This is a genomic window from Hydrogenophaga sp., from assembly GCF_048549895.1.
GTDB lineage: Bacteria > Pseudomonadota > Gammaproteobacteria > Burkholderiales > Burkholderiaceae_C > Hydrogenophaga.
This window is the reverse complement of the sequence record NZ_JBLYYB010000021.1, coordinates 1-26,022: the sequence shown is the minus strand read 5'-3', so window position 1 is coordinate 26,022 and position 26,022 is coordinate 1. Positions and strand designations below refer to the sequence as shown.

Sequence of the window (26,022 nt, the reverse complement as noted above, 5' to 3'; positions counted from 1 at the left end):
CATTTTGAAGCGGTTTTTCGGATCAAAAATGCATTAAAAGCAAGCACTTACAACCACCTCTGCAAGTGATGCTTCAAAACCCTGCAGCGTCCGGGGTCGTCCAGATGGGTGCCCGCGGGGAGGGTGGCCGACCAACGGCTGGCGTTGGTGGCCTCGGGTTGTTGATCGGACCGGGCCGGGGTCCGATCGCGCGCTCAGAGGATGTAGCGCGAGAGGTCTTCGTTGCGGCTGAGCGCGGCCAGGCGCCCGTTCACGTAGTCCGCATCGATGGTGATGGTCTGGCCTTGCAGCTTGGTGGCATCGAAGCTCACCTCGTCAAGCAGATGCTCCATCACCGTGGCCAGGCGGCGCGCGCCGATGTTTTCGGTGCGTTCGTTCACGTCGCAAGCAATCTGCGCGAGCTGGCGAATGCCTTCGGGCGAGAACTCGAGAGTGACGCCTTCGGTGGCCAGCAGCGCCTGGTACTGGCGCACCAGCGAGGCGTGGGTCTGCGTGAGGATGGCCTCGAAATCGTCCACCGACAGCGACTGCAGCTCCACCCGGATCGGAAAGCGGCCCTGCAGCTCGGGAATCAGATCGCTCGGCTTGGCCAGGTGGAAGGCGCCGCTGGCGATGAACAGGATGTGGTCGGTCTTGATCACGCCGTGCTTGGTGGTCACGGTCGTGCCCTCCACCAGCGGCAGCAGGTCGCGCTGCACGCCCTGGCGCGACACCTCGGCGCTGCCGGAGTCGCTGCGCGAGGTCACCTTGTCGATCTCGTCGATGAAGACGATGCCGTTCTGCTCCGCGTTGTGCAGGGCGCGGGTCTTGATCTCGTCTTCGTTGATCAGCTTGCCCGCCTCCTCGTCGATCAACAGCTTCATGGCCTCGCTGATCTTGAGCTTGCGGGTCTGGCGTTTGCCGGCGCCGATCTGGCTGAACATGCCGCGCAGTTGTTCGGCCATGTCTTCCATGCCGGCCGGGCCCATGATTTCCATGGCAGGGCGCGCTTCCAGCAGGTCGATCTCGATTTCCCGGTCGTTCAAATCGCCTTCGCGCAGCTTCTTGCGAAAGTTCTGCCGGGCCGTGCTCTCGGGCAGCGGCACCACGTTGGTCGTCGGCTCGGCGCTGCGGGCCGGCGGGATCAGGATGTCGAGGATGCGGTCTTCGGCCGCGTCTTCCGCGCGCACGCGCTGCTTGCGCATTTCGACTTCGCGCGTCTGTTTGATCGCGATTTCGGCGAGGTCGCGGATGATGCTGTCCACGTCCTTGCCCACGTAGCCCACCTCGGTGAACTTGGTGGCTTCGACCTTGATGAAGGGCGCGTCGGCCAGCCGAGCCAGGCGGCGCGCGATCTCGGTCTTGCCCACGCCGGTGGGGCCGATCATGAGGATGTTCTTGGGCGTGATCTCGGGCCGCAACTTGTCGTCCACCTGCTGGCGCCGCCAGCGGTTGCGCAGCGCAATGGCCACGGCGCGTTTGGCGCCCTTCTGGCCGATGATGAAACGGTCGAGCTCGGAAACGATTTCCTGGGGTGTCATGGATGACATCAGAGCACCTCCACCGTGTGGTTCATGTTGGTGTAGATGCACAGTTCCCCGGCGATCCCCAGCGATTTGCGCACGATCTCTTCGGCGCTGAGCTCGGTGTGGTCGAGCAAGGCCTTGGCCGCGGCCTGCGCGTAGGCACCACCCGATCCGATGGCCACGATGCCGTGTTCGGGCTCCAGCACATCGCCGTTGCCGGTGATGATCAGCGAGGCGCTCTGGTCGGCCACAGCGAGCATGGCCTCCAGGCGGCGCAGCACGCGGTCGGTGCGCCAGTCCCGCGTGAGCTCGATGGCGGCGCGCACCAGGTGCCCCTGGTGTTTTTCCAGCTTGGCTTCGAAGCGCTCGAACAGCGTGAAGGCGTCGGCGGTGGCGCCGGCAAATCCGGCCAGCACCTTGTCGTGGTGCAACTTGCGCACCTTGCGGGCCGTGCCCTTGACGATGATGTGGCCCAGCGTGACCTGGCCGTCGCCACCGATGGCGACCTGAACGCCCTCGGGCGTCTGGCGGCGCACGCAGACGATCGTGGTTCCGTGAAATGATTCCATGGCTCTCAGTTGGGGTTGATCCGGGGACCTGCAACCGTCCCCGGCGTCGTTGTTTGAAACAACGTGTGGACCCGCCGCATCCGACCCGCGCAGTGCGGATCAGTCGTTGCGGACCACGACCTTGGCGTACTCGGTGATGCCGATGACGTGGAAGAAGGCCGACACCAGGCGGTGCGCGTCCACAAACTGCACCAGACGGCGTTCGGCGTGGTGCTGCGACACCCAGTTGAGCAGGGTGCCTGCGGCGGAGAAGTCCACCCGGATCAGGTTGCGGCAGGAAATGATCAGCACGTCGGCGCCCATGAGGCGGCGCTCCAGCATGTCCAGCGTGGCCTGCGGATCGCCACGGATCTCGCCCGAAAGTTCCACCAGGCCGAGCTGGTTGAATTCGGACGACTGACCTTCCAGGGTCGATTCGTTCGGGTACACCGAAGGCACCGACTCCAGCATGGCTTCGCCCAGCACCGACTGCCCGGCTTCGTCGGATCGCTCGGCGGCGACGGACGTGACGTGACAACGGGGCTTCTCCCAGCCTGGCGGGGACACTTCGTAGGTCACGCAGAAATCAAGCGCGGTCAGCTCGAACTCGTCCGGCCGGTTCATCACGCGCAGCACCGCCATGCGCAGCTCCCACCAGAGCTGCTCCACGTCGCGCCGGCCCGAAGGCGTGAAGCCCTTGAGCAGGTCGCGGAACACCGCAGAGCCCAGGAACCGGAGTTCCACGTCCTGATCGCCCCACAGCGTGAAGATGCCGAGCAAGGCTCGCGCCGCCTTGAGGTCCATGGACTCCATGGGCGTCCAGTCGAGCACCCAAGGCTGTTTGGCCCGCAGCAGAACGTTTTGCAGGGTACCCACCGCGTGGGCATCCAGCTCGGTGTCGCTGACCCAGACAGCCCGGTTGTTGCTGGCGGTGGGCGTGAACGTCTTGCCGGTCATCGACGAGACCGTCTCGGGCATGTCGTACCACTGGGGGGCCGACCGGTTGAAGCGGTTGACAAAGTCGACCGCACGGCTCTCGAACGGCGCCAGCTGACCGGTGGCGCGGTACAGATCGAACAGGGCCAGCCAGTCGTCGATTTCGTCGACTTTCGACCCTCCCTCGCCCAGCACTTCCATCAAGCCCTGCTCTGCGCCCGCGTCATCACCGTTGGCAAACCGGATGGCTGCCTCTTCAACGTCGGGGTCCTGAACGATCTCCTGCACGTCGAGCGAATAAAAATGGGATGCGGAAAAGCCCGCCCCGCGCGAATTCGAACTGGAGAGCTCGCTCGGCTGCGTTGGCGCCATCAAGCCGGTGCGCGACGGGCCGGCGGGTGGGGTCTTGCCTGGCGCTTCCTGTGCAAGCGATGCGGGATTGCGCAAGTCGGGCGAGGGGCTGGCGGCTGAAGCGATCGACGATCTTGCCACCACGGGCAGCGGAGCCGGTTCGGTTTCGTCGTACTGCGCCTTGCGCTGACGCGCCACGGCATCGGGAGCTGCCGCCGGCTTGTCTTCCTTGGTCTTGAGCGGCGTGCCTCCCGTGCTGTGGGCGCCCGTGTTGAGGCTGGAGCCGGTGCTGACCAAGGAATCGGGGCCCTTGGTTTTCCACCACTGCATCGACATCTGGGCTTCGATTTCGTCGATCTTCTTCAGTGTCTCGGCGCGGTCGTCGGGCTTGGAAGGCAAGCTGCTCTGGAAGAACGAAGGCCGCATGCCCGGCCCCTCCGGACTCGTGCCCTCGCGGCTGCGAATCTTGCGCAGCATGTCGAACTCGCGCTTGCGCACGAAGTCGTTGCGACGCTTGCGCTCGATCATCTCCTTGAGCGCTGCCTTGCTGTATTCGCTCTCGCGATCGGCCTGACGGGTGTCCAGATCGGCCCAGCTCGTGGTCGGATGGCGCACGAACTTCACCACCTTGGAGAGGAAGCCGCCGTTGGAGTCGTCCTTGGACATGGATCAGTGGTTGCCGAAAAAGGGTCGGGGTCGGGCTCGATGAAGGGGGCTCAATCTCCGAACATTTTCTGCTTGAGCTCGCGCCGCTGCTGGGCTTCGAGCGACAGGCTGGCGGTGGGACGGGCCATGAGACGGCCCACGCCGATGGGCTCACCGGTCTCTTCGCAGTAACCGTAGTCGCCGGAGTCGATGCGAACGATGGCTTGTTCGATCTTCTTGAGCAGCTTGCGCTCGCGGTCACGGGTGCGCAGCTCCAGGGCGTGCTCTTCCTCGATGGTGGCGCGATCGGCCGGATCGGGCACCACCACGGTGTCTTCACGCAGGTGCTCGGTGGTCTCGCCGGCATTGGCCAGCATGTCGGCCTTGAGTTGCGAGAGCTTGCGGCGGAAGTAGGCCAGCTGCAAGTCGCTCATGTATTCGCTGTCGGGCATGGCCTGCACGTCCTGGTCGGTCAACTGATCGGCGGGCAGGGTTTTCCAGTTGTTGGCCCGCTTGGGGTCCTTCTGGATGGATGAGGGGACGGGAGGGGTCATGACGGCACGTTCGTTCGTGTGGGAAAAAGTCGCCTTGGCGGCATCGGGTGCGTGGGTCGGCACCACCGCAGCCTGGGTCATCTGCTCCATCATGACTTTCTTGGCAGCCCGCTTGCCCAATGGGCGAGGCGTGGGTTCAACCACCACGGGGGCTGGCGTCGGAGCGCGCTTGGCGCTGGCAACTTTGGAGACGGGGGCGGCAGAGGCCGCCCGGGGAGCAGAAGTGGTCACGGTGGGAACAGCCGCCTTGGCGGCGGGCTGTGCCTTGGATGTGGCGGTACTCGCCGGAATGGGCTTGACCGCGGTTGCGCGGGAAGGTGTGGTCTTGCCTGCAACAGCGGGTTTGCCAGCGGGTTTGGGTGCGGCTTTCGCAGGAGGCGAAGCGGTTTTCTTGGACGGTGCAGGTGCTTTCGATGGGGAGGCCGCCTTCGCCAGGGGTTTGACAGGGGCTTTCACGGGGGACTTGGCTGCGGCTTTCGCAACAGGCTTGGAGGACGCCTTGGGTGCCGCTTTCAACGGTGCTTTGGCCACGGGCTTCGCTGCACTTTTGGCCGCTGGCTTGCTCGGCTTCGACACTGCGGCCTTGGCCGCCGGTTTGCGCCCCTTGGTGCCCGAAACGGCGGGCTTGGCTGATTTCGCTGACTTGGTAGCCGGGGCTTTCACAACGGGTCTCCTCTCAGTGCCTGACGGTGCTTGATCCGGGTCCGGTGTGCGGGATGGGGCCGCATCAACCTGTGTCGGCGTGGCCGACGGATGGGAGGTTATACCCCTACCGGAACCGGGACTCAGCCGCTGGCGAGCACCTGCACTGGAAGACCGCCGGGCCACCGGCATGGGGCGCGATTGTAACGACGTGGCGTCAACGCTCGCAGAATCCGGTCGGGAGGGAAAACCCAGACGTTGGAGAAGCGAGACAAAGAACACGGTGGCGCCCGCTTCAGACCAGGCTCTGGTCCAGGCCCTGCACCAGGATGTCGCGCGGCAGGTCGATGCCGATGAACACCATCTTGCTCACACGCGGCTCGCCTTCGGCCCACAGCGGGCCCAGATCGCTGCCCATGAGCTGGTGCACGCCCTGGAAAATCACCTTGCGGTCGGTGCCATCCATGTCGAGCACGCCCTTGTAGCGCAGCATGCGCGGACCGTACACCTGAACGATGGCGCCCAGGAAGTCTTCGAGCTTGGCCGGGTTGAACGCCCGGGTGGCACGGTAGACAAAGCTCTTGACGTCATCGTCGTGGTGATGGTGGTGGCCGTGCCCTTCATGGCCATGGTCGTGGTCATGCCCGTGCTCCTGTTTGTGCGACGGATGGTCGCAGTGCTCGCCGTGTTCGTGATCATGGTGTTCGTGCTCGTCGGCCTTGAGAAAGTCCGGGTCGATGTCGAGCTTGGCGTTCAGGTTGAAGCCGCGCAGGTCGAACACCTCCTTGAGCGACACCTCACCAAAATGCGTGGCGCGCATGGGAGCGCGCGGGTTCATGTGCTTGAGGCGGTGCGTGAGCGCATCCAGATCCTCGGCGCTCACCAACTCCGACTTGCTGATGAAGATCTGGTCGGCAAAGCCCACTTGGCGGCGCGCTTCCTGGCGGTCGTTGAGCTGCTGCGCGGCGTGTTTGGCGTCCACCAGCGTGAGGATGGAGTCCAGCAGGTACTGCTCGGCCACCTCATCGTCCATGAAGAAGGTCTGCGCCACCGGGCCGGGGTCGGCCAGGCCGGTGGTCTCGATCACCACGCGGTCAAAGTCGAGTTCACCCTTGCGTTTCTTCTCCGCCAGGTCGCGCAGCGTGGCGCGCAGGTCGTCGCGGATGCTGCAGCAGATGCAGCCGTTGCTCATCTGGATGATGTTCTCTGTCGTGTCGGCCACCAGGATTTCGTTGTCGATGTTCTCTTCACCGAACTCGTTTTCGATCACCGCGATCTTCTGGCCGTGCGCCTCGGTGAGCACACGTTTGAGCAGTGTGGTTTTGCCCGAACCGAGGAAGCCGGTGAGGATGGTGGCGGGGATGAGTGACATGGCGGTGCGACGGTGTCGAAAGAAGTCGGGCGGGAGGACGGTCAAAAGAAGCGCGCAAGTGTATGCGAGCACCCCAAGGCCAGCACACCCTACTGTTTTTTCATGACAACCAGGCCCTTGAGGTACTCGCCTTCGGGAAAATTCACCGTCATGGGGTGGTCGCTGGCGCCGCCCAGGCGCTGCAGGATCGCGCCGTCCACCCCGGCATCGAGCCCGGCCGAGGCCACGATCTTGTGGAACAGCTCCACTCCGATGCCGCCCGAGCACGAGAAGGTGAAAAGCACACCACCCGGTGTGAGCAGCTTGAAGGCCAGGCGGTTGATGTCCTTGTAGGCGCGGGCGGCGCGCTCGGCGTGGGCCACGGTGGGGGCGAGCTTGGGCGGGTCGAGCACGATGGCGTCAAACTGGCGGCCCTCGGCCACAAACTGGCGCAGCGAGGCGTTCACGTCGGCGTCCATGAAGGTGGCGCGCGACGCGTCGAAACCGTTGAGCGCCACATTGGCCGCGGCCTGCTGCAAGGCGGGCGCCGATGAATCGATGGAGGTGACGTGCTTCGCACCGCCGGCCAGCGCGGCCACGGTGAAGCCACCGGTGTAGCTGTAGCAGTTGAGCATGTGCTCAAACTTCAAGCGCTGGGCGTACTGGCTGCACACGAGCCGGCTGTCGCGCTGGTCCAGGTAGAAGCCGGTCTTGTGGCCTTGCGCGATGTCCAGGCCGAGCTGCCAGCTGTGTTCGCGCAGCACCAGCGCGGTGGGGCCGCTGCCGCGCAACCAGCCGGTGACCTCCGCAAGGCCTTCGAGTTTTCGGCTGCTGGTGTCGGAGCGCTCGTACAGGCGCGCACAACCGGTGAGCTCGATCAGCGCGTCGGCGATCACCGCCTTGTGCCGCTCCACGCCGCAGGCGGTGAACTGGGCCACGAGGGTGTCGCCGTAGCGGTCGACGATGAGGCCGGGCACGCCGTCGGACTCGCCGTGCACCAGCCGCACCCCGTCGCTCTCGATGCCCAGCCGCCTGCGCAGCGCGATGGCGCGCGCCAGGGCGGCGCGCAAAAAGTCGGCGTCGATGCGCTGGGCCTCGTCAAAGCTCCAGGCGCGCACGCGGATGCTCGATGCGGGCGAGAACGCGCCCCAGGCGAGGAACTGCCCCTCGGCGCTCTCCACCCGCACGGTTTCGCCCGCGTCGCCGCCGCCTTTGGCGATGGCGCCGTCAAACACCCAAGGGTGGCGGCGCAGGAGGGATCGGTCTTTGCCGGGCTTGAGGCGAATGGTTTTCATGCGGGTATTGTCGGCCCCGCGTTCAACCGCCTTCAGTCCTTGCCCGGTTTGTGTTTGGCGTGGGCTCGGGGATGCGCGGCGTCGTACACCTTGGCCAGGTGTTGAAAGTCCAGCCGGGTGTAGACCTGCGTGGTGCTGATGCTGGCATGGCCCAGCAGGTCCTGCACCGCGCGCAAATCCCCACTGGATTGCAGCACGTGGCTGGCGAACGAGTGGCGCAGCATGTGGGGGTGCACCGGCGTGGCCAGACCGGCCAGGCGCGAGCGGCGCTTGAGGCGCACCCGGATGTGTTGTGGCGACAGACGCTGGCCGCGCGAGCCGATGAACAAGGCCGCATCGTCCCCCGCCCAGATGGCGCGCTGCTCAATCCAGCGCGCCAGCGCCGCCAGCGCGGCCTGGCCCACCGGCACACTGCGCCGCTTGGAGCCCTTGCCCAGCACATGCGCTTCACCGCCTTGCGCGTCGATCCAGCCGCGCGCGGTGGCGCTGGCCGCCACGTCCAGCCCCACGAGTTCGCCAATGCGCAGGCCGCAGCCGTAGAGCAGCTCGGTGATGCAGGCGTCGCGCGCCTCCAGTGCCGGGTGGTCGGCCTCTTCCACGTGGGAGGCGAGCTGCACCGATTCGTCCACGCCCAGCGCCTTGGGCAGCGGTTTGCCGGCCTTGGGCGCGCGCACGTCCTGCACCGGGTTGTGGCCCATCAGGCCTTGCCGGCCGAGCCACACATACAGCCCGCGCCAGCCCGAGAGGATGAGCGCAATACCGCGCGCGCTGCGCCCTGCGCTGTGCATCTGCGCGATCCAGCGGCGGATGTGGGCGTTCTGCACGTCCTTGAGGCCGACCCGGGCCTCGGCCGCGTGGGCCGTGAGGCGTTGCAGATCCAGCGTGTACAGCACCACCGTGCGATCGGCCAGGCGCTTCTCCACCCTCACGTGGTTCAGATAGGCCTGCACCAGCGCGGCATCGTCACCCGTCGGGGTGGCGGAGGCGGCGTGCACCGGCGGGTTCATGGCACTTTATTCAGGACGCAAGCGAGATAGAGCAGCGCTGGTGATCTCGCCGATGCGTTCGAGAAAGTCGGTGCCCATGTCGCTGGCAAAACGCTGTGGATCGGCCGAGGCCAGCACCAGCAAGCCAAACGCCTGGGGTGCGATGCCGGCGCGCAGCGGAATCAGCGCGAGCGAGGCGGCGCTTGATGGGTCGTCGAGCCAGCCAGCGGCTTCCAGCCCGGGGTTGGCACCACAGTAGGGCCGGGTGAGTGAAGAGGCAAAGGCTTTCACATCCTCGCTGGCGCCTTGCGCAAACAGCTGGTCTTCAAACTCGGGGGCCACGCCCCAGACCTTGATGGCCACCTGAGGCACCATGAACTGGTTGGCGATTTCGCGCACCGCCACCACCGGCAGCTCGGTGGGCTCGCGCGTGAGCAGCAGTGCGCGGGTCCAGAGCTGCAGCTTGTCGGCGATGGTGGTGTTCTCGTGGCCGTTGCGGATCATCTCGGCCGCCTTGAGCTCCAGCCCCTTGATCTTTTCGCGCAGCATCTCGGCCTGGCGCTCCTGCAGGCTCACCGCGCGGTGGCCGTGCGGGCTGGTGAGCTGCACGGCGGCCAGCAAGCTCGCGTGGCGCTCGAAGAAGTCGGGCGTGTTGGCCAGGTAGTTGGCGATGTCGTCTTCGGTGATGGGCGGGATGTTGTTGGTGCTCATGGGTTTGTGGGGTCGGGGCTGGGCTCAGCCGATGTCGGGAATGGTGATCTCGCCGTCGAACACGGTGGTGGCCGGGCCGGTCATGAAGACAGCGTTGTCGTGGCGGCGGCTGTCCTGCCATTCGATGGTGAGCACGCCGCCGTGGGTGTGCACGTCCACGCGCGCATCCAGCAGGCCCAGGCGGATGCCGGCCACCACCGCGGCGCAGGCCCCGGTGCCGCAGGCCAGCGTCTCGCCCGAGCCGCGTTCGAACACCCGCAGCTTGACCTCCGTGCGGTTCACCACCTGCAGGAAACCGGCGTTCACACGCTGGGGAAAACGTTCGTGGCGCTCGATCATGGGGCCCCAGGCCTGCACCGGCGCGTTCTTCACGTCGTCGACCAGCAGCACGGCGTGGGGGTTGCCCATGGACAGCACGGCCACCGGCACGTCACCCGCGTACGGCAGGGCCAGCGGCCAGCGCTCGAAATTGCCCATGGGGTCGGCCCGCAGGCCCTGGGCGTTGAACGGCACGCGGTCCAGCGCGAACACGGGCGGGCCCATGTCCACCGTCACACGCCCGTCGGCGTGGGCGTGCAGTTCGAGCTCGCCGTTGGCGACCTTCACGCGCAGGGGGTTGCGCCGGCTCAGGCCTTTGTCGTGCACGAAACGCACAAAGCAGCGCGCACCGTTGCCGCAGTGCTCCACCTCGCCGCCGTCGGCGTTGTGGATCACGTATTCGAAGTCCAGCCCCGGTTCGTTGGTGGCCCGCACGCTGAGGATCTGGTCGGCGCCCACGCCGAAATGGCGGTCGGCCAGAAACCGGTATTGGGCTGCGGAGAGGCCGAGCCGGCCGCGCGTCTCGTCGAGCACCACGAAGTCGTTGCCCGCGCCCTGCATCTTGGTGAATCGAATGTGCATCGGTGAATTATCGGCGCTGACCCGCAGGTGATGCCATGAGACCCGGGCTTCCCGCAAAATGCCGCCATGGTCAGACCCACCCAACTCCTGCATCCCCAACGCCCACCCGCCCCGCTGCGACCCGCTGCCACCGTGCTGCTGCTGCGCGACAGCACCGATCCGGCCCTGCCCGGCATCGAGGTGTTGATGACACGCCGCTCCATGACGGCAAGCTTCGCGCCCGGCGCCTACGTGTTCCCCGGCGGGGGCGTCGACGCGACCGACGCTCAGTCGCACGGCATCAGCACACGCCGCGCCACGCAGGGCGACCTGCACCTCACGCAGGCCATTGCAGCCATCCGCGAGAGTTTTGAAGAACTCGGCGTGCTGCTGGCCCACCGGGCCGACGGTTCGCCGGTGGACGACAGCGACATCGCCACGCTGGACCGCAAAGCCCCGTTTGCCGCGCAATGCCAGGCCAAAGGTCTCCAGCTGGACGGCGCCGGTGTGTTCGTGCTGGCGCACTGGATCACCGACCGCGACCTGCCACGCCGCTTCGACGTGCCCTTTCTCGTGGCGCGCATGCCCGAAGGCCAGTCCCCGGTGGCCGACGAGGCCGAGCAGTTCGAGCCGGTTTGGGTGCGCCCGGCCGATGCGCTGGCGCGCCACGAAGCCGGCGGCTTCTTCATCATCTTCCCGACCATCCGCACGCTGGAGCGTCTGAAGAACCATGCAACGGTGCAGGCTGTGCTGGACGCCTGCGCCCGCAACGACGAACCCTTGTGGACCAGTTGCCCGCGCGCCGGCATGCTGGCCGGACACGAGTCGCGCCACATGGAACACGAGCCGCCCTTCGGTGAACTCGCCCTGGTCTGCCCCGACGGACAGATCGCGCACAGCCTGGACTGGCGGCACGAGCAACCCGTGCAACTGCTCAAAAACGTGCAGCGCCTCACCGCACCCAACCCCGGCTTCATGACCGGCCCGGGCACCAACAGCTACGTGGTGGGCGACCCGGCCAGCGGCCACATCGTGATCGACCCGGGCCCGGACGATGTGCCCCACATCGAGCGGCTGTGGCGCGCTGCCGGTGGTCGCATCCAGGCCATCGTCTGCACCCATTCGCACCCCGACCACTCGCCCGGCGCGCCACGGCTGCAGGCCCTGTGTGCGGCCGCAGGTCTGGACAAGCCGCCCATCCTGGGCCTGCCGAGCGCACCCACCTCGCGCGAAAACAGCCGCTTCACGCCCGAGCGCTCGCTGGCCGATGGTGAACAACTCGTGCTGATCGGGCAGGCGGGTGACAACACCATCTCACACACGCTGGAGGTGATCCACACCCCCGGCCATGCGGCCAACCACCTGTGCCTGCTGCTGGTCGAAGACGGTCTGTTGTTCACCGGCGACCACATCCTCAACGGCAGCACCACCGTGATCGATCCACCCGACGGCAGCATGGGCGCTTACCTCGATTCGCTCGACAAACTGGCCGAGCGTTGCCGCACACACGGCGTGGAGTTCATCCTGCCGGCGCATGGGTATGTGCTGGGCGACCTGCGGGCCAGCACCGACAACCCCAGCGCGCCGGCCGAAGGCGGAGCGCTGGCGGCCATTGCGCACCTGAAGGCGCACCGCCTGCAGCGCGAAGCCAAGGTGGCGCACGCCATGCAGGCATTGCCCAATGGAACGGCAGACGATTGGGTGAAGCTGGCCTACGACGATGTGCCCGAGCGGCTGTGGCCAGTGGCCAAGCGCTCTCTGATGGCGCACGTGGAGCACCTGCAAAGCCTGGGCGGCTTCAACCTGTAGGCAGCCGACCCGGGGTGCTCGCCAACTCTCGCCGCTGTGTCGTCCTCCGACCACCCACGGGAGCTCCGAAGGCAACTGATGCACAACGGCTTGGTGGCCCGCCTTGGGCAATGGCCTGCCGCGCGCATGAGTGATAAGTGTGAAGCGCGCCGTTACGCCGGATTCTGTGCATCCGGAACCCTCTTGCGAAGGCCCGGACGTGACCGCCATTCATCTGGGCCGGGGGTTGCCCTCCCGGCTCGGTGCTACCTACCCGCCAGCTCGCTTCGCGGAACCACGAAGATCTTCAACACGGCGAACCGTGTCGCCTCAGGCTGGCCTATTTGGTATTGCTGCGCGTAGAGATTGCCCGTTTCACCCGAACTGAATCGGCTCGTCTCTGTTGCTCTGATCCTCACCTTAGGGCCCAAAGAGCGAACTCTTCGGGCTGGTCGGTGGAGAGGTGTTACCTCCTACGCTGTCCTGTGCAGTCCGGACGTTCCTCCAGCACCCCCTTTCGGGTCCTCTTGCGAGGCAGTGCCAGCGACGGCCTGGCGCGCTTCACCCCCGCATTATCCCGCCTGCCCGGATACCCCCGGCCGTGGCGCCCCGTGCGCCTCGGTAGGATTCTTACTTTCAGGAGGTAAGAATCGTGAAAATCACCAGCAAAGGACAGGTCACCATCCCTCTGGCGGTGCGCGAGCAGGCGCGCCTGTACCCGCACGGTGAGGTGAGCTTCGAGGTGCTGCCCAACGGCGACGTGCTCATGCGCGCCACCGTTGCCACGGTCTCGCCGGCGCGCCGCGCTTTCGAGCGGGCCCGCGGCAGCGCCAACGCCAGTGCCTTCAAGCACATGGGCACCGACGAATTCATGAAATACCTGCGCGGCTGATGGCACACCACAAAAACACCGCGAGCGCGCTCGCCCGCGAGCCCGACGCGCGCTACCTGCAGCCAGCCCCGATCGCCGGCACCCTGGTCGACAGCAGCGTGCTGATCGATGTGCTGGCCGACGACTCCCTGTGGGCCGACTGGTCGATCGCGCAGCTGGAACGCTGCGCCCAACAAGGGCCGCTGTTCATCAACCCGCTCATCCTGGCCGAGGTCAGCCCGCGGTTCGAGACCGCCGCCGACCTGGAAGCCACCCTGGCCCACCTGCCGCTGCAACGCCAGGCCCTGCCCTGGGACGCGGCCTTTCTCGCCGGCCAGGCCTTCAAGCTTTACCGCCAGCACAGCGGCACCGACCCCTCGCCCATGCCGCACTTCTACATCGGCGCCCACGCCTGGGTGAACCAGCTGCAGCTGCTCACCCGCGACGCCGTGCGTTACCGACGCTACTTTCCCAAGCTCACGCTGGTGGTACCCTGAAGCTGTCGGACAATGGTGGCTTTGCCCTGGATTGCTTGATCGCCACAAGCCACCCGCCGCCATGATCCGACTCTCCGAACTCAAGCTGCCCCTGGCCGCCGTGCCGACCGAGCACCGCCGCGCCGCCGACGCCCCGACCGAAACCGAGCTCGACCGCGAGCCGCCACCGCACCCGGTGGAGGCCCTGATGCGGCTGGCCGCCGCCGCACTGGCCATTCCTGCTTCAAACATCGCGCACCTCCACGTCTTCAAGCGCAGCTTCGACGCGCGCAAGGCCGACCTGCTCGCGGTCTACATCGTCGACGTGACGCTGACCGATCCCGCGCAAGAAACCGCCTTGCTGGCGCAACACGCGGGCAAGCCCCACGTGCAACCAACGCCCGACATGGCCTGGCACCCGCCCGGCCAAGCGCCTGCGGGCTGGCCGGCCGACGAGCGCGAGCGCCCGGTGGTGGTGGGCCTGGGGCCCTGCGGCCTGTTCACCGCGCTGGCCCTGGCGCAAATGGGCTTCAGGCCCATCGTGCTGGAGCGCGGCAAGCCGGTGCGCGAGCGCACCAAGGACACCTGGGGCCTGTGGCGCAAACATGTGCTCAACCCCGAGAGCAACGTGCAGTACGGCGAAGGCGGGGCCGGCCTGTTTTCCGACGGCAAGCTCTACAGCCAGATCAAGGACCCGCGCTTCCTCGGCCGCAAGGTGATGCAGGAGTTTGTGGACGCGGGCGCACCGGCCGAAATCCTCTACACCGCGCACCCGCACATCGGCACCTTCAAGCTGGTGCGCGTGGTCGAGGCCATGCGCGAAAAAATCATCGCGCTGGGTGGCGAGATCCGTTTTCAGCACCACGTGTGTGGCCTCACCCTCGCCCAGGACGGCGGCGAGCAACGCATCGCGTCGCTGCAGGTGCGACGCCTGGCCACGGGCGACACCGTCGACATGCCGGTGCAGCGTGTGGTGTTCGCGCTGGGCCACAGCTCGCGCGACACCTTTGCGCACCTGTGGGACGCGGGGGTCTTCATGGAAGCCAAGCCGTTTTCAGTGGGCTTTCGCATCGAGCACCCGCAGGGAGTGATCGACCGCGCGCGCTGGGGCCGCCACGCCGGCCACCCGCTGCTGGGCGCGGCCGACTACAAGCTGGTGCACCACGCGAAGAACGGCCGCGCGGTCTACAGCTTCTGCATGTGCCCCGGCGGCATGGTGGTGGCCGCCACCTCGGAGCCCGGGCGCGTGGTCACCAACGGCATGAGCCAGTACTCGCGCAACGAGCGCAACGCCAACGCCGGCCTGGTGGTGGGCATCGAGCCAGTCGATTTTCCGCAGTCGTTTCCCCAGGACGCGCCGCTGTGGACCGCCGCTTTCGGCGACACCGACGGACCGCGCTACGCCGGGCAGGCCACCGCGCTCGCGGCCGAAGGCAAGACCCACCCGCTGGCCGGCATCGTGCTGCAGCGCGAACTCGAAGCCCGCGCCTACCAGCTCGGCGGCGGCACCTACGAGGCACCGGGCCAGCTGGTGGGCGACTTCGTGGCGCAGCGTCCGTCCAGTGCGTTGGGCGAGGTCGTGCCGTCGTACCAGCCGGGCGTGAAGCTGGGTGACCTTGCGCCCGCCCTGCCCGCCTACGCCATCGAAGCCATGCGCGAAGCGCTGCCGGTGTTCGGCCGCAAGATCCAGGGCTACGACATGGCCGATGCCGTGCTCACCGGCGTGGAAACGCGCACCTCGGCGCCGCTGCGCATCACGCGCGGCGACGACCTGCAGAGCCTGAACACGCGCGGGCTGTACCCGGCGGGCGAAGGCGCGGGTTATGCCGGCGGCATTCTCTCGGCCGGGGTGGATGGTCTCAAAGTGGCCGAAGCCCTGGTGCGCGACCTGCTGCAGGCCCCAAAAATCCCCGCCCGATGACGATTCTTTACACACCGTGCATCACGGATGGCTGGCGCCGTAGCAAACTTGGGCTTATCCGTATCAGGAGTTCCCCATGAAGACACCCGCATTCATTCCCGTCATGACAGGCCTGCTCGCCATCGCCGGGAGCGGCCTGGCGCACGCGCAGGAAGAACAAGGCCGCGTGATCAGCAGCACGCCGGTGGTACAGCAAGTGGCCGTGCCACGTGAGGTGTGCAGCGACGAAAGCGTGACCTACCAGGGCCAGCCATCGGGCGCGGGCGCCCTGCTCGGTGGCATTGCGGGCGGTGCGGCGGGCAACGCCATCGGCAACGGCAGTGGCCGCGCAGCCGCCACCGTGATCGGCCTCATCGGCGGCGCCATCATCGGCAACCGCGTCGAAGGCCCCGGCCAGCCCTACACCGAAACCTACCGCCAGTGCGGTACGCAAACCTTCTACGAGAACCGCACCGTGGCCTACAACGTGGTTTACGAGTACGCAGGGCGCCAGTACAACGTGCAGATGCCGCAGGACCCGGGCCGCACCATCCGCCTCAACGTGTCGCCGGTGGACGCCCTGCCCCCTCAGGGTTACGCCCCGCCGGTTTACAACAACGCCCCGATCTACCGCCCGCAGACAGAGTACTACCCGTCCAACACCCGCATCACCATTGGCACGCAGTACTACCCGCGCTACCAGGTGTCGCCGGGGGTGGTCTACATCAACGGTTACCGCTCGGGCCACCGCCACGACGATCGCCGCTTTCGCGATGGCCATCGCGATGGCCACCGGGACCACGACCGCTGGGACCGCAATCGCTGACCCGGACAGGCACAAAAGAAAAGCGACCCGAAGGTCGCTTTTTTGTTGCCGGTCGGAACCCCGATCAGCCTTGCTGTTGCAACGCCGCGATCCGCTCTTCAATCGGTGGGTGCGTCGAGAACAGCTTGCCCAGCCCGCCGGTGATGCCCAGCGCCTGCATGGTCTTGGGCAGCTCGCCGGGGGTGAGGCCACCGAGGCGGGCCAGCGCGTTGATCATGGGCTGCTTGCGGCCCATGAGGCCGGCGGCGCCCGCGTCGGCGCGGAACTCGCGCTGGCGGCTGAACCAGGCCACGATGATGGCGGCCAGAAAACCGAGCACGATGTCCATCACGATGGTGGTGACCATGTAGCCGATGCCGGGGCCTGACGAGTTGCTGTCGCCCTTGCGCAGGAAGCTGTCCACCGCGTAGCCGATCACGCGGCTCAGGAACACCACGAAGGTGTTCATCACGCCCTGGATCAGCGTCATGGTGACCATGTCGCCGTTGGCCACGTGCGCCACCTCGTGGCCGATCACGGCTTCGACTTCCTCTTTGGTCATGTTCTGCAGCAGGCCGGTTGACACGGCCACGAGCGCCGAGTTCTTGAACGCACCGGTGGCAAACGCATTGGGCGCGCCTTCAAAGATGGCCACCTCGGGCATGCCGATGCCGGCCTTGTCGGCAAAGCGGCGCACGGTCTCCACGATCCAGGCTTCGTCAGCGGTTTGCGGCTGGTTGATCACGCGCGCGCCGGTGCTGAACTTGGCCATGGGCTTGCTCATCAGCAAGGAGATGATGGCGCCGCCAAAGCCGATCACGAGCGAGAACCCGGCCAGCGCCGTCATGTTCAGGCCGTTGGCCGTGAGGAAGCGGTCCACGCCCAGGATGCGGGTGGTGACCAGCAAGACCGCCATCACGGCGAAGTTGGTCAGGACGAACAGCAAGATGCGTTTCATGGGGACTCCGATGAATGTCAAAGACAACGGGATGATAAGTGGGGCTGTCGGCGCCGTTTTTCAAGCCATGCCGCGCTGTCAGCGCCGCAGCGCTCTTCACACCTGCGGCAGCAGAAACCGGCGCTCCCAAGCGCTGATTTCACGCAGATAGCTCTCGTGCTCCAGCGCCTTGACCGCCAGGTAGCCGCGCACGAAACGCTCGCCCAGCAGTGTCGACGCGTGCCCGCTGTGCGCCATTTGGTCATGGGCCGTGGAAAAAGTTCGCGGCACGCCGCGCGGCTGGTCGTAGCCATTGCCTTGCACCGGGTCGCTGGGCAAAGAGCGGCCATGCAGCCCGGCCAGACCCGCAGCCAGCGTGGCGGCCATGGCCAGATATGGGTTGGCGTCGGCGCCGGCCAGCCGGTTTTCCACGCGGCGCGCGGCCGGTGGGCTCACCGGCACCCGCAGGCCGGCGGTGCGGTTGTCGTAACCCCAGGCCACGTTGGTGGGTGCCTGGCTGCCGCTCACATAGCGCCGGTACGAGTTGACCGTGGGCGCATAGACAAGCATGAGGTCGGGCGTGAAGGTCTGCAGGCCGCCGATGTAGTGCAGGAACGCGTCACTGGCAGACCCGTCGGCCTGGCTGAAGATGTTGCGACCCTCGGCGTCCACCACGCTCTGGTGCAGGTGCATGGAGCTGCCGGCCTCGCCTGCGATGGGCTTGGCCATGAACACCGCGTTCAGGCCGTGCTGCAGCGCAATCTCGCGCGCCGCCGTCTTGAACAGGAAGGCCTGGTCGGCCACCGCCACCGGGTCGCCGTGCAGCAGGTTGATCTCGTACTGGCACGGACCGACCTCGTGCAGCCAGGTGTCTGCCCGAATGCCCAGGGCGTCGATGGCGGCATGGAACGCGTCCCAGAACGGGGCCAGTTCGTTGAGCGCGTTCAGGCTGAAGGCCGACTGTCCCACCTCGGGGCGGCCACCGCGACCCAGCGGGGCGGTGAGTGGCTGGGCCGGGTCCGTCATGGCGGCGGTCAGGTAGAACTCGATCTCGGGCGCCACCACCGGCGTGAGGCCCTGGGCCCGGTAGCGCGCCACCACGTTTTTCAGCACCGAGCGCGGGGCGAACTCGCACAGGCTGCCGTCGAGCTCCACGCAATCGTGCACCGCCAGGTAGCGCGGCCTGCTCGCCCAGGGTGCGCGCTTGAGCGTGGCCAGGTCGGGCACCAGGCGCACATCGGGGTCGCTGTCGGGAAAGATCGGGTCGTAGGAGTATTCGCCCGTCACACACTGCATAGGGATGGCCTGGCAGATGCGCAGCTCGCTGCCCGCCGCGAAACTGGCCGCCGGCATGAGCTTGCCGCGCGGGTAGCCGGTGACGTCGGCAAACACACACTCCACATCGCGCACACCGCTGGCCTGGAAATGGGCGGTGAGCTCGGCGCGGTCGGCGTCTTGCGACAGGTCGAGGTGCGCCCACGAGGGCGCGATCGGCAAGGTCATGGGTGGTCCATTCGATGGCTGGTGCGCCGGGGGCGGAACACGCCAGCGTCGGCATAGTAGTCAGGATCGTCGTTTGCCGGCCACCAGCCCGGCACGCCCAGCACCGGCAAGGGCGTGAACGGTTTGGTGGCCAGCAACTCAGCGCTCAGCCCCCGGGCCAGCCAGGCGTCCCAAGCCGAGAGGTCGTCACCCAGATCCAAGGGCACCGGCTCACGCAACACGTGGGCCGTGATCGACTTGTAAGGCGTGACGAGTTTTTCGAGCAAGGCGTGGCCAAAGAGCACCAGCCGCGCCTGCGCCCAGAGCGGGCGCAAGGTGACAAACAGCCGGTGCCAGTCGCGCTCGGTCAGCGCTTGCCACAGCGGTTCGGGCGCCTGCAGGAGCGCCGCGTTTTCGTCGAACAGCGTGAGCGCATCGCGCACCGGGCCGCGCACCTCGCGCACGCCGGCCGCGGCGATCTCGGCCGCCTGCAGCTGGTTCAACCGCTGCTTGGTGATGGGGAAGCGCAACCAGCACAGGCCATTGAAGAAGTCGTGCAGGTTCTCGCGCGTGGGCACGCAGCCGGTGTCGAAGATGAACTGTTCGTAGGCAGTGCCAGCGGGCAGGTCGGTCTGAGGCACGAAGCGCACGGGACAAGCCTGCAGCGCGCTCATGGCTTGTGGCAGCGCATGGCCGGCGCTCACATGGCTATGAACCGCCCGACCGTTGTTGGCGACCGGAGCGAACCAGGGCGCTGACCAGTCTGGCGAGGCGCCAGGAAGCATCAGGCCTGCAGGCGCCAGGGCAGTACTTCCCCGCCGCGCAGCGGCTTGAGGTCGGCCTCGCCGAAGCGGAAGCTCTCGGGGGTGGTCCAGTTTTCGCGTTTGAGGGTGACGCTGCCGCTGTTGCGCGGCAGGCCGTAGAAAGCCGGGCCGTTGAAGCTGGCGAAGGCTTCGAGTTTGTCGAGTGCGCCGACCGAATCGAAGGCCTCGGCGTACATCTCGATCGCAGCGTGCGCGGTGTAGCAGCCGGCGCAGCCGGTGGCGTGTTCTTTCAGGTGCGCCGGATGCGGCGCGCTGTCGGTGCCGAGGAAAAAGCGGTCGCTGCCGCCGGTGGCGGCGGCCAGCAGCGCCTGGCGGTGTGTTTCGCGCTTGAGCACCGGCAGGCAGTAATAGTGCGGGCGGATGCCGCCGGTGAAGATGGCGTTGCGGTTGTAGAGCAGGTGGTGCGCGGTGAGCGTGGCGGCGGTGAAGGGCCCGGCCTCGGCCACGTACTGCGCGGCCTCTTTGGTGGTGATGTGTTCAAACACCACCTTGAGTTCGGGGAAGTCGCGGCGCAGCGGGATCATCTGCTGGTCGATGAACACGGCCTCGCGGTCGAACAGGTCGATGTCGGGCGAGGTCACTTCACCGTGCACCAGCAGCAGCAGGCCGGCGCGCTGCATGGCCTCCAGCGTCTTGTGCGTCTTGCGGATGTCGGTCACGCCGGCGTCGCTGTTGGTGGTGGCGCCTGCAGGGTAGAGCTTGGCAGCGACAACGCCGGCGTCTTTCGCGCGAGCAATCTCGTCGGCGGGCAGGTTGTCGGTGAGGTAGAGCGTCATCAGCGGCTCGAAGCTCATGCCGGCGGGCACAGCGGCGCGGATGCGGTCGCGGTAGGCCACGGCCTGCGCCGCGGTGGTCACCGGCGGCTTGAGGTTGGGCATGATGATCGCGCGGCCGAACTGGGCAGCGGTGTGCGGCACCACGGTGCGCAAGGCATCGCCATCGCGCACATGCAGGTGCCAGTCGTCGGGGCGGGTGATGGTGAGGGTGTCGGGGGCGCGGGTGTTCATGGGGCGCTATTGTCACCCCCCGCGCCGCCTGCGGCGTCACCCCCCAGGGTGCGCCCCCCCCTTCAGGGGGGTCGCGCGAAGCGCGGCGGGGGGTGCACTCTCAGTGCGCCAGGATCTTGTTGAGGAAGTCCTTGGTGCGCGGCTTGCGGTCTTCGGGTTTGCCGAAGAAGTCGTCCTTGGAGCAGTCTTCGAGTATCTTGCCGCCCACGTCCATGAAGATCACACGGTTGCTGACCTTGCGCGCGAAACCCATCTCGTGCGTCACGCACATCATGGTCATGCCTTCGTTGGCGAGACCAATCATCACGTCGAGCACCTCGCCGACCATCTCGGGGTCGAGCGCCGAGGTGGGTTCGTCGAACAGCATCACGATCGGGTCCATGGACAGCGCGCGCGCAATCGCCACGCGCTGCTGCTGGCCACCCGAGAGCTGGCCCGGGAACTTGTCCTTGTGCAACGACAGACCCACGCGATCGAGCATCTTGAGGCCGCGCGTCTTGGCTTCGTCGGGATTGCGGCCCAGCACCTTGATCTGCGCGATCGTGAGGTTCTCCGTCACCGACAAATGCGGGAACAGTTCGAAGTGCTGGAACACCATGCCCACGCGGCTGCGCAGCTTGGGCAGGTCGGTCTTGGGGTCGTGCACCGGCACGCCGTCGACCGTGATCTCGCCCTTCTGGAAGGGTTCGAGCGCGTTGATGGTCTTGATGAGGGTCGACTTGCCCGAGCCCGAGGGACCGCAGACCACGACCACTTCACCCTTCTGGATGTTGGTGGAGCAATCGGTCAGCACCTGCACGCTGCCGTACCACTTGGAGACGTTCTTGAGTTCAATCATGGCAATTCCTGAATAACGGATGCATCAACGGATGATGGCGATCTTTTTGTGCAGCTGTTTGACGGACCACGACAGTGCGTAACACATGACGAAATACACCACGGCGGCGGCGAGGTAGGCCTCGATCGGGCGACCAAAGTTCTTGCCCGCGACCTCGAAGCCCTTGAGCATGTCGTAGGCGCCGATGGCATACACCAGCGAGGTGTCCTGGAACAGGATGATGGTCTGCGTGAGCAGCACTGGCAGCATGTTGCGAAACGCCTGGGGCAGCACCACCAGCTTCATGTTCTGCCCATAGCTCATGCCCAACGCCTGGCCCGCGAACACCTGACCGCGCGGGATCGACTGGATGCCCGCGCGCATGATTTCACTGAAGTACGCGGCCTCAAAAGCGATGAAGGTGATCACCGCCGACATCTCGGCCCCGATGGGTTTGCCGATCAAGAGCGGCACCAGCAGGAAGAACCACAGGATCACCATCACCAGCGGAATGCTGCGCATGCCGTTGACGTAGATCGTGGCTGGCACCTCAAGCCACTTCTTGCCGGAGAGGCGCATGAGCGCCAGCACGGTGCCGAAAAGAATACCGCCGATGGTGGCCACGATGGTCAACATCACGCTGAAGTACAGGCCCTTCAGCACGAAGTTGCTGATCAGGTCCCAGTTGTAGAAGGAAAAGTCGAGGTTGAGGTTCATGTCAGTGCCCACCTGTTCCGCCGGCCACGACAAAGCCCGGTATGCGCGCGCGCTTCTCGATGACCGCCATGATGCGGTTGATGGCGAAGGCCGAGATGATGTACAGGCCGGTCACGGCGAGGTACACCTCGACGCCGCGCGAGGTCTCTTCCTGTGCCTGCATGGCGAACATGGTGAGTTCGGAGACCGACACAGCGAACGCCACCGAGGAGTTCTTGAAGATGTTCATCGTCTCGCTGGTCAGCGGCGGAATGATGATGCGAAACGCCATGGGCAGCAGCACATAACGGTAGTACTGGAAGGTGGTGAAACCCATCGCCATGCCTGCGTAGCGCTGGCCGCGTGGCAGGGCCTGGATGCCCGAGCGCACCTGCTCGGCGATGCGCGCCGAGGTGAAGAAGCCCAGGGCGAACACCACCAGCACGAAGCCCGGCACGCCCTGCAGCACATTGAACATGGAGGGCAGCACGTGGTACCAGAGGAAGATCTGCACCAGCAAGGGGATGTTGCGGAACAGCTCCACCCAGGCGTTGCCCAGACGCACCACCATGGGTCGATCAGGCAGCGTGCGCAGCGTGCCGATCACCACGCCGATCACCAGCGCAAGCAAGAGCGCCAGCAGCGCGACCGACACCGTCCAGCCCCAGGCCGACAGCATCCAGTCCAGGTAGGTGATGTCGCCTCCCTTGCCAAAGCAGCCCTGCACCGGCTGCCGCTCGATGGTGTCTTCGCAGAACACCTGCCAATCCCAGGCCATAAGAGCCCTTTCTTTTTACTGCCCACGGCACCGCGCGGATCGCGGGTGCCTACAAAAATGCCCCTTCAAATGGTCCACTTGAAGGGGCGTGCCAGAAGCTTGCGCGCTTACTTCTTGGCGTAGTCTTCCATCGGCTTGTCGTTCGGCGCAGCCCAGGCCGCCTTGGTGGCATCAGAGATCGGCAGGCCGATCTTCACGTTGGCTGGCGGGATCGGCTGCATGAACCACTTGTCGTACAGCTTGGCGAGCGAGCCGTCGGCGATCTGGCGCTTGATGCTGTCGTCCACGGCCTTCTTGAAAGCGGGGTCGTCCTTGCGCAGCATGCAGGCGATCGGCTCGACCGACAGCACTTCACCCACGATCTTGAAGTCGGCGGGGTTCTTGGCTTTGGAGATGTTGGCCGCCAGGATGGAGCCGTCCATCACGAAGGCGTCGGCGCGACCCGATTCGAGCAACAGGAAACTGTCGGCGTGGTCCTTGCCGTAAACCTCCTTGAAGTCGATGCCACCAGCGCGCTCGTTCTTGCGCAGGGTCTGCACCGAGGTGGTGCCGGTGGTGGTGGCCACGCTCTTGCCGGCCAGGTCCTTGATGCCGTTGATACCGGAGTTGGCCTTCACCGCAATGCGCACTTCTTCCACGTAGGTGGTCACGGCGAACGACACGTCTTTCTGGCGCGTGGCGTTGTTGGTGGTGGAGCCGCACTCGAGGTCCACCGTGCCGTTTTGCACCAGGGGGATGCGGTTCTGCGAGGTGACCGGCTGGTATTTCACTTCCATCGCCGTCATGCCCAGCTGCTTGCGGATGTCGGACAGGACGATTTCGCCCATTTCGGTGTGGAAGCCGACGTACTTGCCGTTGCCCAGGGTGTAGCCCAGGCCGGACGACTCACGCACGCCGAGGGACACACTGCCGGACGCCTTGATCTTGGCCAGCGTGTCGCCGGTTTGAGCCAGGGCGCTGCTGGCGGCCAGTGCGGTCACGGCCCATGCGAGCAGGTGTTTCTTCATATCTATCTCCTTGCTTGTGAAAAAAACGAAAGGTGAACGGTTTTCATCGGGATGCGACCCCCGCTCAACGACGGGGACCCGTGAATGATGCGTTGCATGCAACGTCCGTACCACCCGGGAAACCCCACTGGGTAAGGCTCAGACCACCAATGTAACCAGCGCCGCCTGCGAACGCCAATGCCCTTTGCAGCGCCGGTCATGCAAACCGTTCATGTCCGAATTTACCCCAATGGCAAAGCCCGTCCGTGCGCGCTAGACGGGTCAAAGACCCGGGAATCAGGAAACGCACAGCCGTTGGCGAAGATCGTTCCAGAATTTTTCAACTGGCCCCTTGGCCTTGCGCGCCACGGGCCGCTCGCGGTAGATGCGGATGTCCAGCGCCGTCTCCAGTTCGCCGCCGGCCGAGACCAGTTTTCGCGCAGCCACTTCGTTGCGCACCGCGCTGGCCGGCAGGAACGCGATGCCGTGCCCCTCCAGTGCCATGGCCTTGAGGCCTTCGGCCATGTCGGTCTCGTAGATGCGGTCCAGGTGCACCGGAACGCTGCTTTGCTTGAGCATCTGGTCCACCGCACGGCCCAGGTAAGCGCCAGGCGCATAGGCCAGGTAGGGCTGCGGCTGGTTGACCAGCCCGGGCAACGAATGGCTGGGCGCGCCCGTGGCGGTGGGTTTCACATACGGCGACAACAACTCGCGGCCCAGCGGCAGCATCTCGTAGTGGTTGGCATCGAGCTGGATCGGCTGCGACTCGTGGTGGTAGGCAATGAGCAGGTCGCAACTGCCTTCAACCAGGCGCAGCACCGCATCGTGCACGTTCAGCGCGATCAGGCGGCTCTTGATCGGACCACAGGTCTCGCGCAGGCCCGAGAGCCACGAGGGGAAAAACGTGAACGCCAGCGTATGCGGCACGGCGAACTCGATCACGTCTTGTGCCGCCGCCGTGTGGGCCCGCAGCATGGCGCGCGTGCTCTGCAGGGCCTGCAGCATCTCCAGCGCCTGGTCATAGAGCGTCTGGCCGGCGGGAGTGAGGCGGGTGGGGTACGACGACCGGTCCACCAGATCGGTGCCGGCCCAGGCCTCCAGCGACTGGATGCGCCGCGAAAAGGCCGGCTGCGTCACATGGCGCAATTGCGCAGAGCGGCTGAAGCTGCGGGTCTCAGCCAGGCTGACAAAGTCTTCGAGCCACTTGGTTTCCATGGGGCGCGATTATGGCGCGGCGCTAACTAGCTACACATCCCGGCTGTCCCTCCGAAAGGCATACCCCCCAACCGTACGCGGCGTTGAGCTTCTGTATGGTGGCGCGATCGGTCGCTAGGACCTAAACCAAAAGCTACAAAACGAATGGAAAGAGAGAGTTGCCATATCTGAAGTTCACCCAGAATTGCTTGATCACGTCTTCAAAGATTGATTTTTAGTTTATGGCTCTAGAAAGCAACGTCGCAGCCCTTTTTGGAATCTCAACGATACTTGTTGATCAATTCACCTCATCTCTCCATGCACTTTAATCAACGGAAAATACTCAAACTTGTCATCAATTCATTGGTGGCGGTGACCATTTTTTTGGTTATGACTAGTTTATTTTTTCTTACGCTTGTCGGTTGGAGCGAGTTCTCCCGCGCCCGCTATCTTGACCGCCTGATCAACGAAACTCAAGTACCTCGAGAGTTGCTCACCCTTGGCTCCCATCCAATTGCTTCAATTTTCGAGACATCAGAAGAAAAGATTTGCGTATTTCACTCCTATAAAGGAGGACTCCGCGACGAAAAAACGAGTTCTGCTCAGAGGCGGGTGGTGAAAAATTTAGAGCTCCCGAGTGAAGATGGCACTTGGTACCTAATTGCATTTCGAGGTGGAGAAACAACAAGAGTTTTACTTATAGATGAATCAATCGTAGTGAAACTTGCTACCCAATCAGACTGTTTTGAACCGAAAACCTCTGGCTTGTTTTTGGTACAAAAACATTTTTCAGAATCACCGTCAATTCCGACGGTGGAGTTTATCCTAAAGGAGTAAACAATGAGCACAATGTTCAGTCGCGTTTGGTGGGAAGAGCGAGCAGAGGCAGCCTGGATTTCTCTGGGCAAAACACAAGGAAACAAAGATCCTCAATTTGACTCTTTTCGCCACGCATACACAAGCGCTCTTTGGGCGAAGTACCTAGGTGAGAGCATTGCATCTGAAGCAGGTAATTTCATTGAACGAAGCAATCGTAGGAACTTCAATCAAGGAGAGCT

The 26,022-nt window shown here is 65.3% G+C and carries 25 protein-coding genes and 1 other RNA gene; 7 read left to right on the top strand and 19 right to left on the bottom strand.

The window, feature by feature from the left end; translation table 11 throughout:
* Positions 1–194 precede the first annotated feature (194 nt).
* From hslU to dapF, 9 genes are all read right to left on the bottom strand, one after another.
* Complete coding sequence (gene hslU, locus ACN4F8_RS01930; protein WP_419472035.1) at positions 195–1,529, bottom strand: ATP-dependent protease ATPase subunit HslU; 1,335 nt, start codon at positions 1,527–1,529, stop codon at positions 195–197.
* The gene (gene hslV, locus ACN4F8_RS01925; protein WP_419472034.1) at positions 1,529–2,074 is read right to left on the bottom strand and encodes an ATP-dependent protease subunit HslV; all 546 of its coding nucleotides are present in this window, start codon (positions 2,072–2,074) and stop codon (positions 1,529–1,531) included. The genes hslU and hslV overlap by 1 nt, the downstream gene beginning before the upstream one ends.
* A gap of 99 nt (positions 2,075–2,173) precedes the next feature.
* A complete protein-coding gene (locus ACN4F8_RS01920; RefSeq protein ID WP_419472033.1) occupies positions 2,174–4,006 on the bottom strand; it encodes a hypothetical protein in 1,833 nt (610 codons plus the stop codon).
* Between the two features lie 50 nt (positions 4,007–4,056).
* On the bottom strand, positions 4,057–5,202 hold the full coding sequence (gene dksA / locus ACN4F8_RS01915; protein WP_419472032.1) for an RNA polymerase-binding protein DksA: 1,146 nt from the start codon (positions 5,200–5,202) through the stop codon (positions 4,057–4,059).
* Positions 5,203–5,476: 274 nt separating this feature from the next.
* Positions 5,477–6,553, bottom strand: coding sequence for a CobW family GTP-binding protein (locus ACN4F8_RS01910; protein WP_419472031.1), 1,077 nt, complete (start codon positions 6,551–6,553; stop codon positions 5,477–5,479).
* Positions 6,554–6,642: 89 nt separating this feature from the next.
* Positions 6,643–7,827 (bottom strand): class I SAM-dependent rRNA methyltransferase, encoded by a 1,185-nt coding sequence (locus tag ACN4F8_RS01905; protein WP_419472030.1) that lies wholly within the window; start codon positions 7,825–7,827, stop codon positions 6,643–6,645.
* A gap of 32 nt (positions 7,828–7,859) precedes the next feature.
* Entirely contained in the window at positions 7,860–8,834 is a 975-nt protein-coding gene (locus ACN4F8_RS01900; RefSeq protein ID WP_419472029.1) for a tyrosine recombinase XerC, read from the bottom strand.
* A gap of 6 nt (positions 8,835–8,840) precedes the next feature.
* Positions 8,841–9,524, bottom strand: a complete 684-nt coding sequence (locus ACN4F8_RS01895) for a DUF484 family protein (RefSeq protein ID WP_419472028.1) — start codon at positions 9,522–9,524, stop codon at positions 8,841–8,843.
* Positions 9,525–9,548: 24 nt separating this feature from the next.
* Positions 9,549–10,424, bottom strand: coding sequence for a diaminopimelate epimerase (gene dapF / locus ACN4F8_RS01890; RefSeq protein ID WP_419472027.1), 876 nt, complete (start codon positions 10,422–10,424; stop codon positions 9,549–9,551).
* A gap of 66 nt (positions 10,425–10,490) precedes the next feature.
* Here dapF and ACN4F8_RS01885 point away from each other — a divergent pair, with 66 nt between their 5' ends.
* Positions 10,491–12,212 (top strand): MBL fold metallo-hydrolase, encoded by a 1,722-nt coding sequence (locus ACN4F8_RS01885; protein WP_419472026.1) that lies wholly within the window; start codon positions 10,491–10,493, stop codon positions 12,210–12,212.
* 137 nt (positions 12,213–12,349) lie between these two features.
* On the opposite strand, the gene rnpB is transcribed toward ACN4F8_RS01885, so the two are convergent.
* An RNA gene (rnpB, locus tag ACN4F8_RS01880) (RNase P RNA component class A) lies at positions 12,350–12,754 on the bottom strand.
* An 89-nt stretch (positions 12,755–12,843) separates the two neighbouring features.
* On the opposite strand from rnpB, the gene ACN4F8_RS01875 reads away from it, so the two are divergent.
* The 4 genes from ACN4F8_RS01875 to ACN4F8_RS01860 all read left to right on the top strand — a co-directional run bounded on the left by ACN4F8_RS01875 (position 12,844) and on the right by ACN4F8_RS01860 (position 16,264).
* Positions 12,844–13,083: a hypothetical protein gene (locus tag ACN4F8_RS01875; protein ID WP_069045347.1), complete on the top strand. Its 240-nt coding sequence runs from the start codon at positions 12,844–12,846 to the stop codon at positions 13,081–13,083.
* The gene (locus ACN4F8_RS01870) at positions 13,083–13,559 is read left to right on the top strand and encodes a type II toxin-antitoxin system VapC family toxin (protein WP_419472025.1); all 477 of its coding nucleotides are present in this window, start codon (positions 13,083–13,085) and stop codon (positions 13,557–13,559) included. The genes ACN4F8_RS01875 and ACN4F8_RS01870 overlap by 1 nt, the downstream gene beginning before the upstream one ends.
* Before the next feature lie 61 nt (positions 13,560–13,620).
* A complete protein-coding gene (locus tag ACN4F8_RS01865; protein ID WP_419472024.1) occupies positions 13,621–15,459 on the top strand; it encodes an NAD(P)/FAD-dependent oxidoreductase in 1,839 nt (612 codons plus the stop codon).
* A 76-nt stretch (positions 15,460–15,535) separates the two neighbouring features.
* Positions 15,536–16,264, top strand: coding sequence for a glycine zipper 2TM domain-containing protein (locus tag ACN4F8_RS01860; RefSeq protein ID WP_419472023.1), 729 nt, complete (start codon positions 15,536–15,538; stop codon positions 16,262–16,264).
* A gap of 64 nt (positions 16,265–16,328) precedes the next feature.
* On the opposite strand, the gene htpX is transcribed toward ACN4F8_RS01860, so the two are convergent.
* The 9 genes from htpX to ACN4F8_RS01815 all read right to left on the bottom strand — a co-directional run bounded on the left by htpX (position 16,329) and on the right by ACN4F8_RS01815 (position 24,985).
* A complete protein-coding gene (htpX, locus tag ACN4F8_RS01855) occupies positions 16,329–17,201 on the bottom strand; it encodes a protease HtpX (RefSeq protein ID WP_419472022.1) in 873 nt (290 codons plus the stop codon).
* Between the two features lie 96 nt (positions 17,202–17,297).
* Positions 17,298–18,683 (bottom strand): glutamine synthetase family protein, encoded by a 1,386-nt coding sequence (locus tag ACN4F8_RS01850; protein WP_419472021.1) that lies wholly within the window; start codon positions 18,681–18,683, stop codon positions 17,298–17,300.
* Positions 18,680–19,447, bottom strand: coding sequence for a DUF3025 domain-containing protein (locus tag ACN4F8_RS01845; protein WP_419472020.1), 768 nt, complete (start codon positions 19,445–19,447; stop codon positions 18,680–18,682). Before ACN4F8_RS01845 ends, ACN4F8_RS01850 begins: the two co-directional genes overlap by 4 nt.
* On the bottom strand, positions 19,447–20,493 hold the full coding sequence (gene pyrC, locus ACN4F8_RS01840) for a dihydroorotase (RefSeq protein ID WP_419472019.1): 1,047 nt from the start codon (positions 20,491–20,493) through the stop codon (positions 19,447–19,449). The genes ACN4F8_RS01845 and pyrC overlap by 1 nt, the downstream gene beginning before the upstream one ends.
* 100 nt (positions 20,494–20,593) lie before the next feature.
* Positions 20,594–21,331: an amino acid ABC transporter ATP-binding protein gene (locus ACN4F8_RS01835; RefSeq protein ID WP_419472018.1), complete on the bottom strand. Its 738-nt coding sequence runs from the start codon at positions 21,329–21,331 to the stop codon at positions 20,594–20,596.
* Positions 21,332–21,355: 24 nt separating this feature from the next.
* Entirely contained in the window at positions 21,356–22,027 is a 672-nt protein-coding gene (locus ACN4F8_RS01830) for an amino acid ABC transporter permease (RefSeq protein ID WP_419472017.1), read from the bottom strand.
* A gap of 1 nt (position 22,028) precedes the next feature.
* Positions 22,029–22,784, bottom strand: a complete 756-nt coding sequence (locus tag ACN4F8_RS01825) for an amino acid ABC transporter permease (RefSeq protein WP_419472016.1) — start codon at positions 22,782–22,784, stop codon at positions 22,029–22,031.
* A 107-nt stretch (positions 22,785–22,891) separates the two neighbouring features.
* Complete coding sequence (locus ACN4F8_RS01820; protein WP_419472015.1) at positions 22,892–23,791, bottom strand: transporter substrate-binding domain-containing protein; 900 nt, start codon at positions 23,789–23,791, stop codon at positions 22,892–22,894.
* Between the two features lie 276 nt (positions 23,792–24,067).
* The gene (locus ACN4F8_RS01815) at positions 24,068–24,985 is read right to left on the bottom strand and encodes a LysR substrate-binding domain-containing protein (protein ID WP_419472014.1); all 918 of its coding nucleotides are present in this window, start codon (positions 24,983–24,985) and stop codon (positions 24,068–24,070) included.
* Between the two features lie 297 nt (positions 24,986–25,282).
* Here ACN4F8_RS01815 and ACN4F8_RS01810 point away from each other — a divergent pair, with 297 nt between their 5' ends.
* Both ACN4F8_RS01810 and ACN4F8_RS01805 read left to right on the top strand, forming a co-directional pair.
* Positions 25,283–25,801, top strand: a complete 519-nt coding sequence (locus ACN4F8_RS01810; protein ID WP_419472013.1) for a hypothetical protein — start codon at positions 25,283–25,285, stop codon at positions 25,799–25,801.
* Positions 25,802–25,804: 3 nt separating this feature from the next.
* On the top strand, positions 25,805–26,022 hold a 218-nt coding region (locus ACN4F8_RS01805), incomplete at its 3' end, for a hypothetical protein (protein WP_419472012.1).

Coding starts and splice junctions, on each gene's coding strand:
- hslU (WP_419472035.1), bottom strand. CDS start 1,529: ATGTCATCCATGACACCCCAGGAAATCGTTTCCGAGCTCGACCGTTTC.
- hslV (WP_419472034.1), bottom strand. CDS start 2,074: ATGGAATCATTTCACGGAACCACGATCGTCTGCGTGCGCCGCCAGACG.
- ACN4F8_RS01920 (WP_419472033.1), bottom strand. CDS start 4,006: ATGTCCAAGGACGACTCCAACGGCGGCTTCCTCTCCAAGGTGGTGAAG.
- ACN4F8_RS01910 (WP_419472031.1), bottom strand. CDS start 6,553: ATGTCACTCATCCCCGCCACCATCCTCACCGGCTTCCTCGGTTCGGGC.
- ACN4F8_RS01905 (WP_419472030.1), bottom strand. CDS start 7,827: ATGAAAACCATTCGCCTCAAGCCCGGCAAAGACCGATCCCTCCTGCGC.
- ACN4F8_RS01900 (WP_419472029.1), bottom strand. CDS start 8,834: ATGAACCCGCCGGTGCACGCCGCCTCCGCCACCCCGACGGGTGACGAT.
- ACN4F8_RS01895 (WP_419472028.1), bottom strand. CDS start 9,524: ATGAGCACCAACAACATCCCGCCCATCACCGAAGACGACATCGCCAAC.
- dapF (WP_419472027.1), bottom strand. CDS start 10,424: ATGCACATTCGATTCACCAAGATGCAGGGCGCGGGCAACGACTTCGTG.
- ACN4F8_RS01885 (WP_419472026.1), top strand. CDS start 10,491: ATGGTCAGACCCACCCAACTCCTGCATCCCCAACGCCCACCCGCCCCG.
- ACN4F8_RS01870 (WP_419472025.1), top strand. CDS start 13,083: ATGGCACACCACAAAAACACCGCGAGCGCGCTCGCCCGCGAGCCCGAC.
- ACN4F8_RS01865 (WP_419472024.1), top strand. CDS start 13,621: ATGATCCGACTCTCCGAACTCAAGCTGCCCCTGGCCGCCGTGCCGACC.
- ACN4F8_RS01860 (WP_419472023.1), top strand. CDS start 15,536: ATGAAGACACCCGCATTCATTCCCGTCATGACAGGCCTGCTCGCCATC.
- htpX (WP_419472022.1), bottom strand. CDS start 17,201: ATGAAACGCATCTTGCTGTTCGTCCTGACCAACTTCGCCGTGATGGCG.
- ACN4F8_RS01850 (WP_419472021.1), bottom strand. CDS start 18,683: ATGACCTTGCCGATCGCGCCCTCGTGGGCGCACCTCGACCTGTCGCAA.
- ACN4F8_RS01845 (WP_419472020.1), bottom strand. CDS start 19,447: ATGCTTCCTGGCGCCTCGCCAGACTGGTCAGCGCCCTGGTTCGCTCCG.
- pyrC (WP_419472019.1), bottom strand. CDS start 20,493: ATGAACACCCGCGCCCCCGACACCCTCACCATCACCCGCCCCGACGAC.
- ACN4F8_RS01835 (WP_419472018.1), bottom strand. CDS start 21,331: ATGATTGAACTCAAGAACGTCTCCAAGTGGTACGGCAGCGTGCAGGTG.
- ACN4F8_RS01830 (WP_419472017.1), bottom strand. CDS start 22,027: ATGAACCTCAACCTCGACTTTTCCTTCTACAACTGGGACCTGATCAGC.
- ACN4F8_RS01825 (WP_419472016.1), bottom strand. CDS start 22,784: ATGGCCTGGGATTGGCAGGTGTTCTGCGAAGACACCATCGAGCGGCAG.
- ACN4F8_RS01820 (WP_419472015.1), bottom strand. CDS start 23,791: ATGAAGAAACACCTGCTCGCATGGGCCGTGACCGCACTGGCCGCCAGC.
- ACN4F8_RS01815 (WP_419472014.1), bottom strand. CDS start 24,985: ATGGAAACCAAGTGGCTCGAAGACTTTGTCAGCCTGGCTGAGACCCGC.
- ACN4F8_RS01810 (WP_419472013.1), top strand. CDS start 25,283: ATGCACTTTAATCAACGGAAAATACTCAAACTTGTCATCAATTCATTG.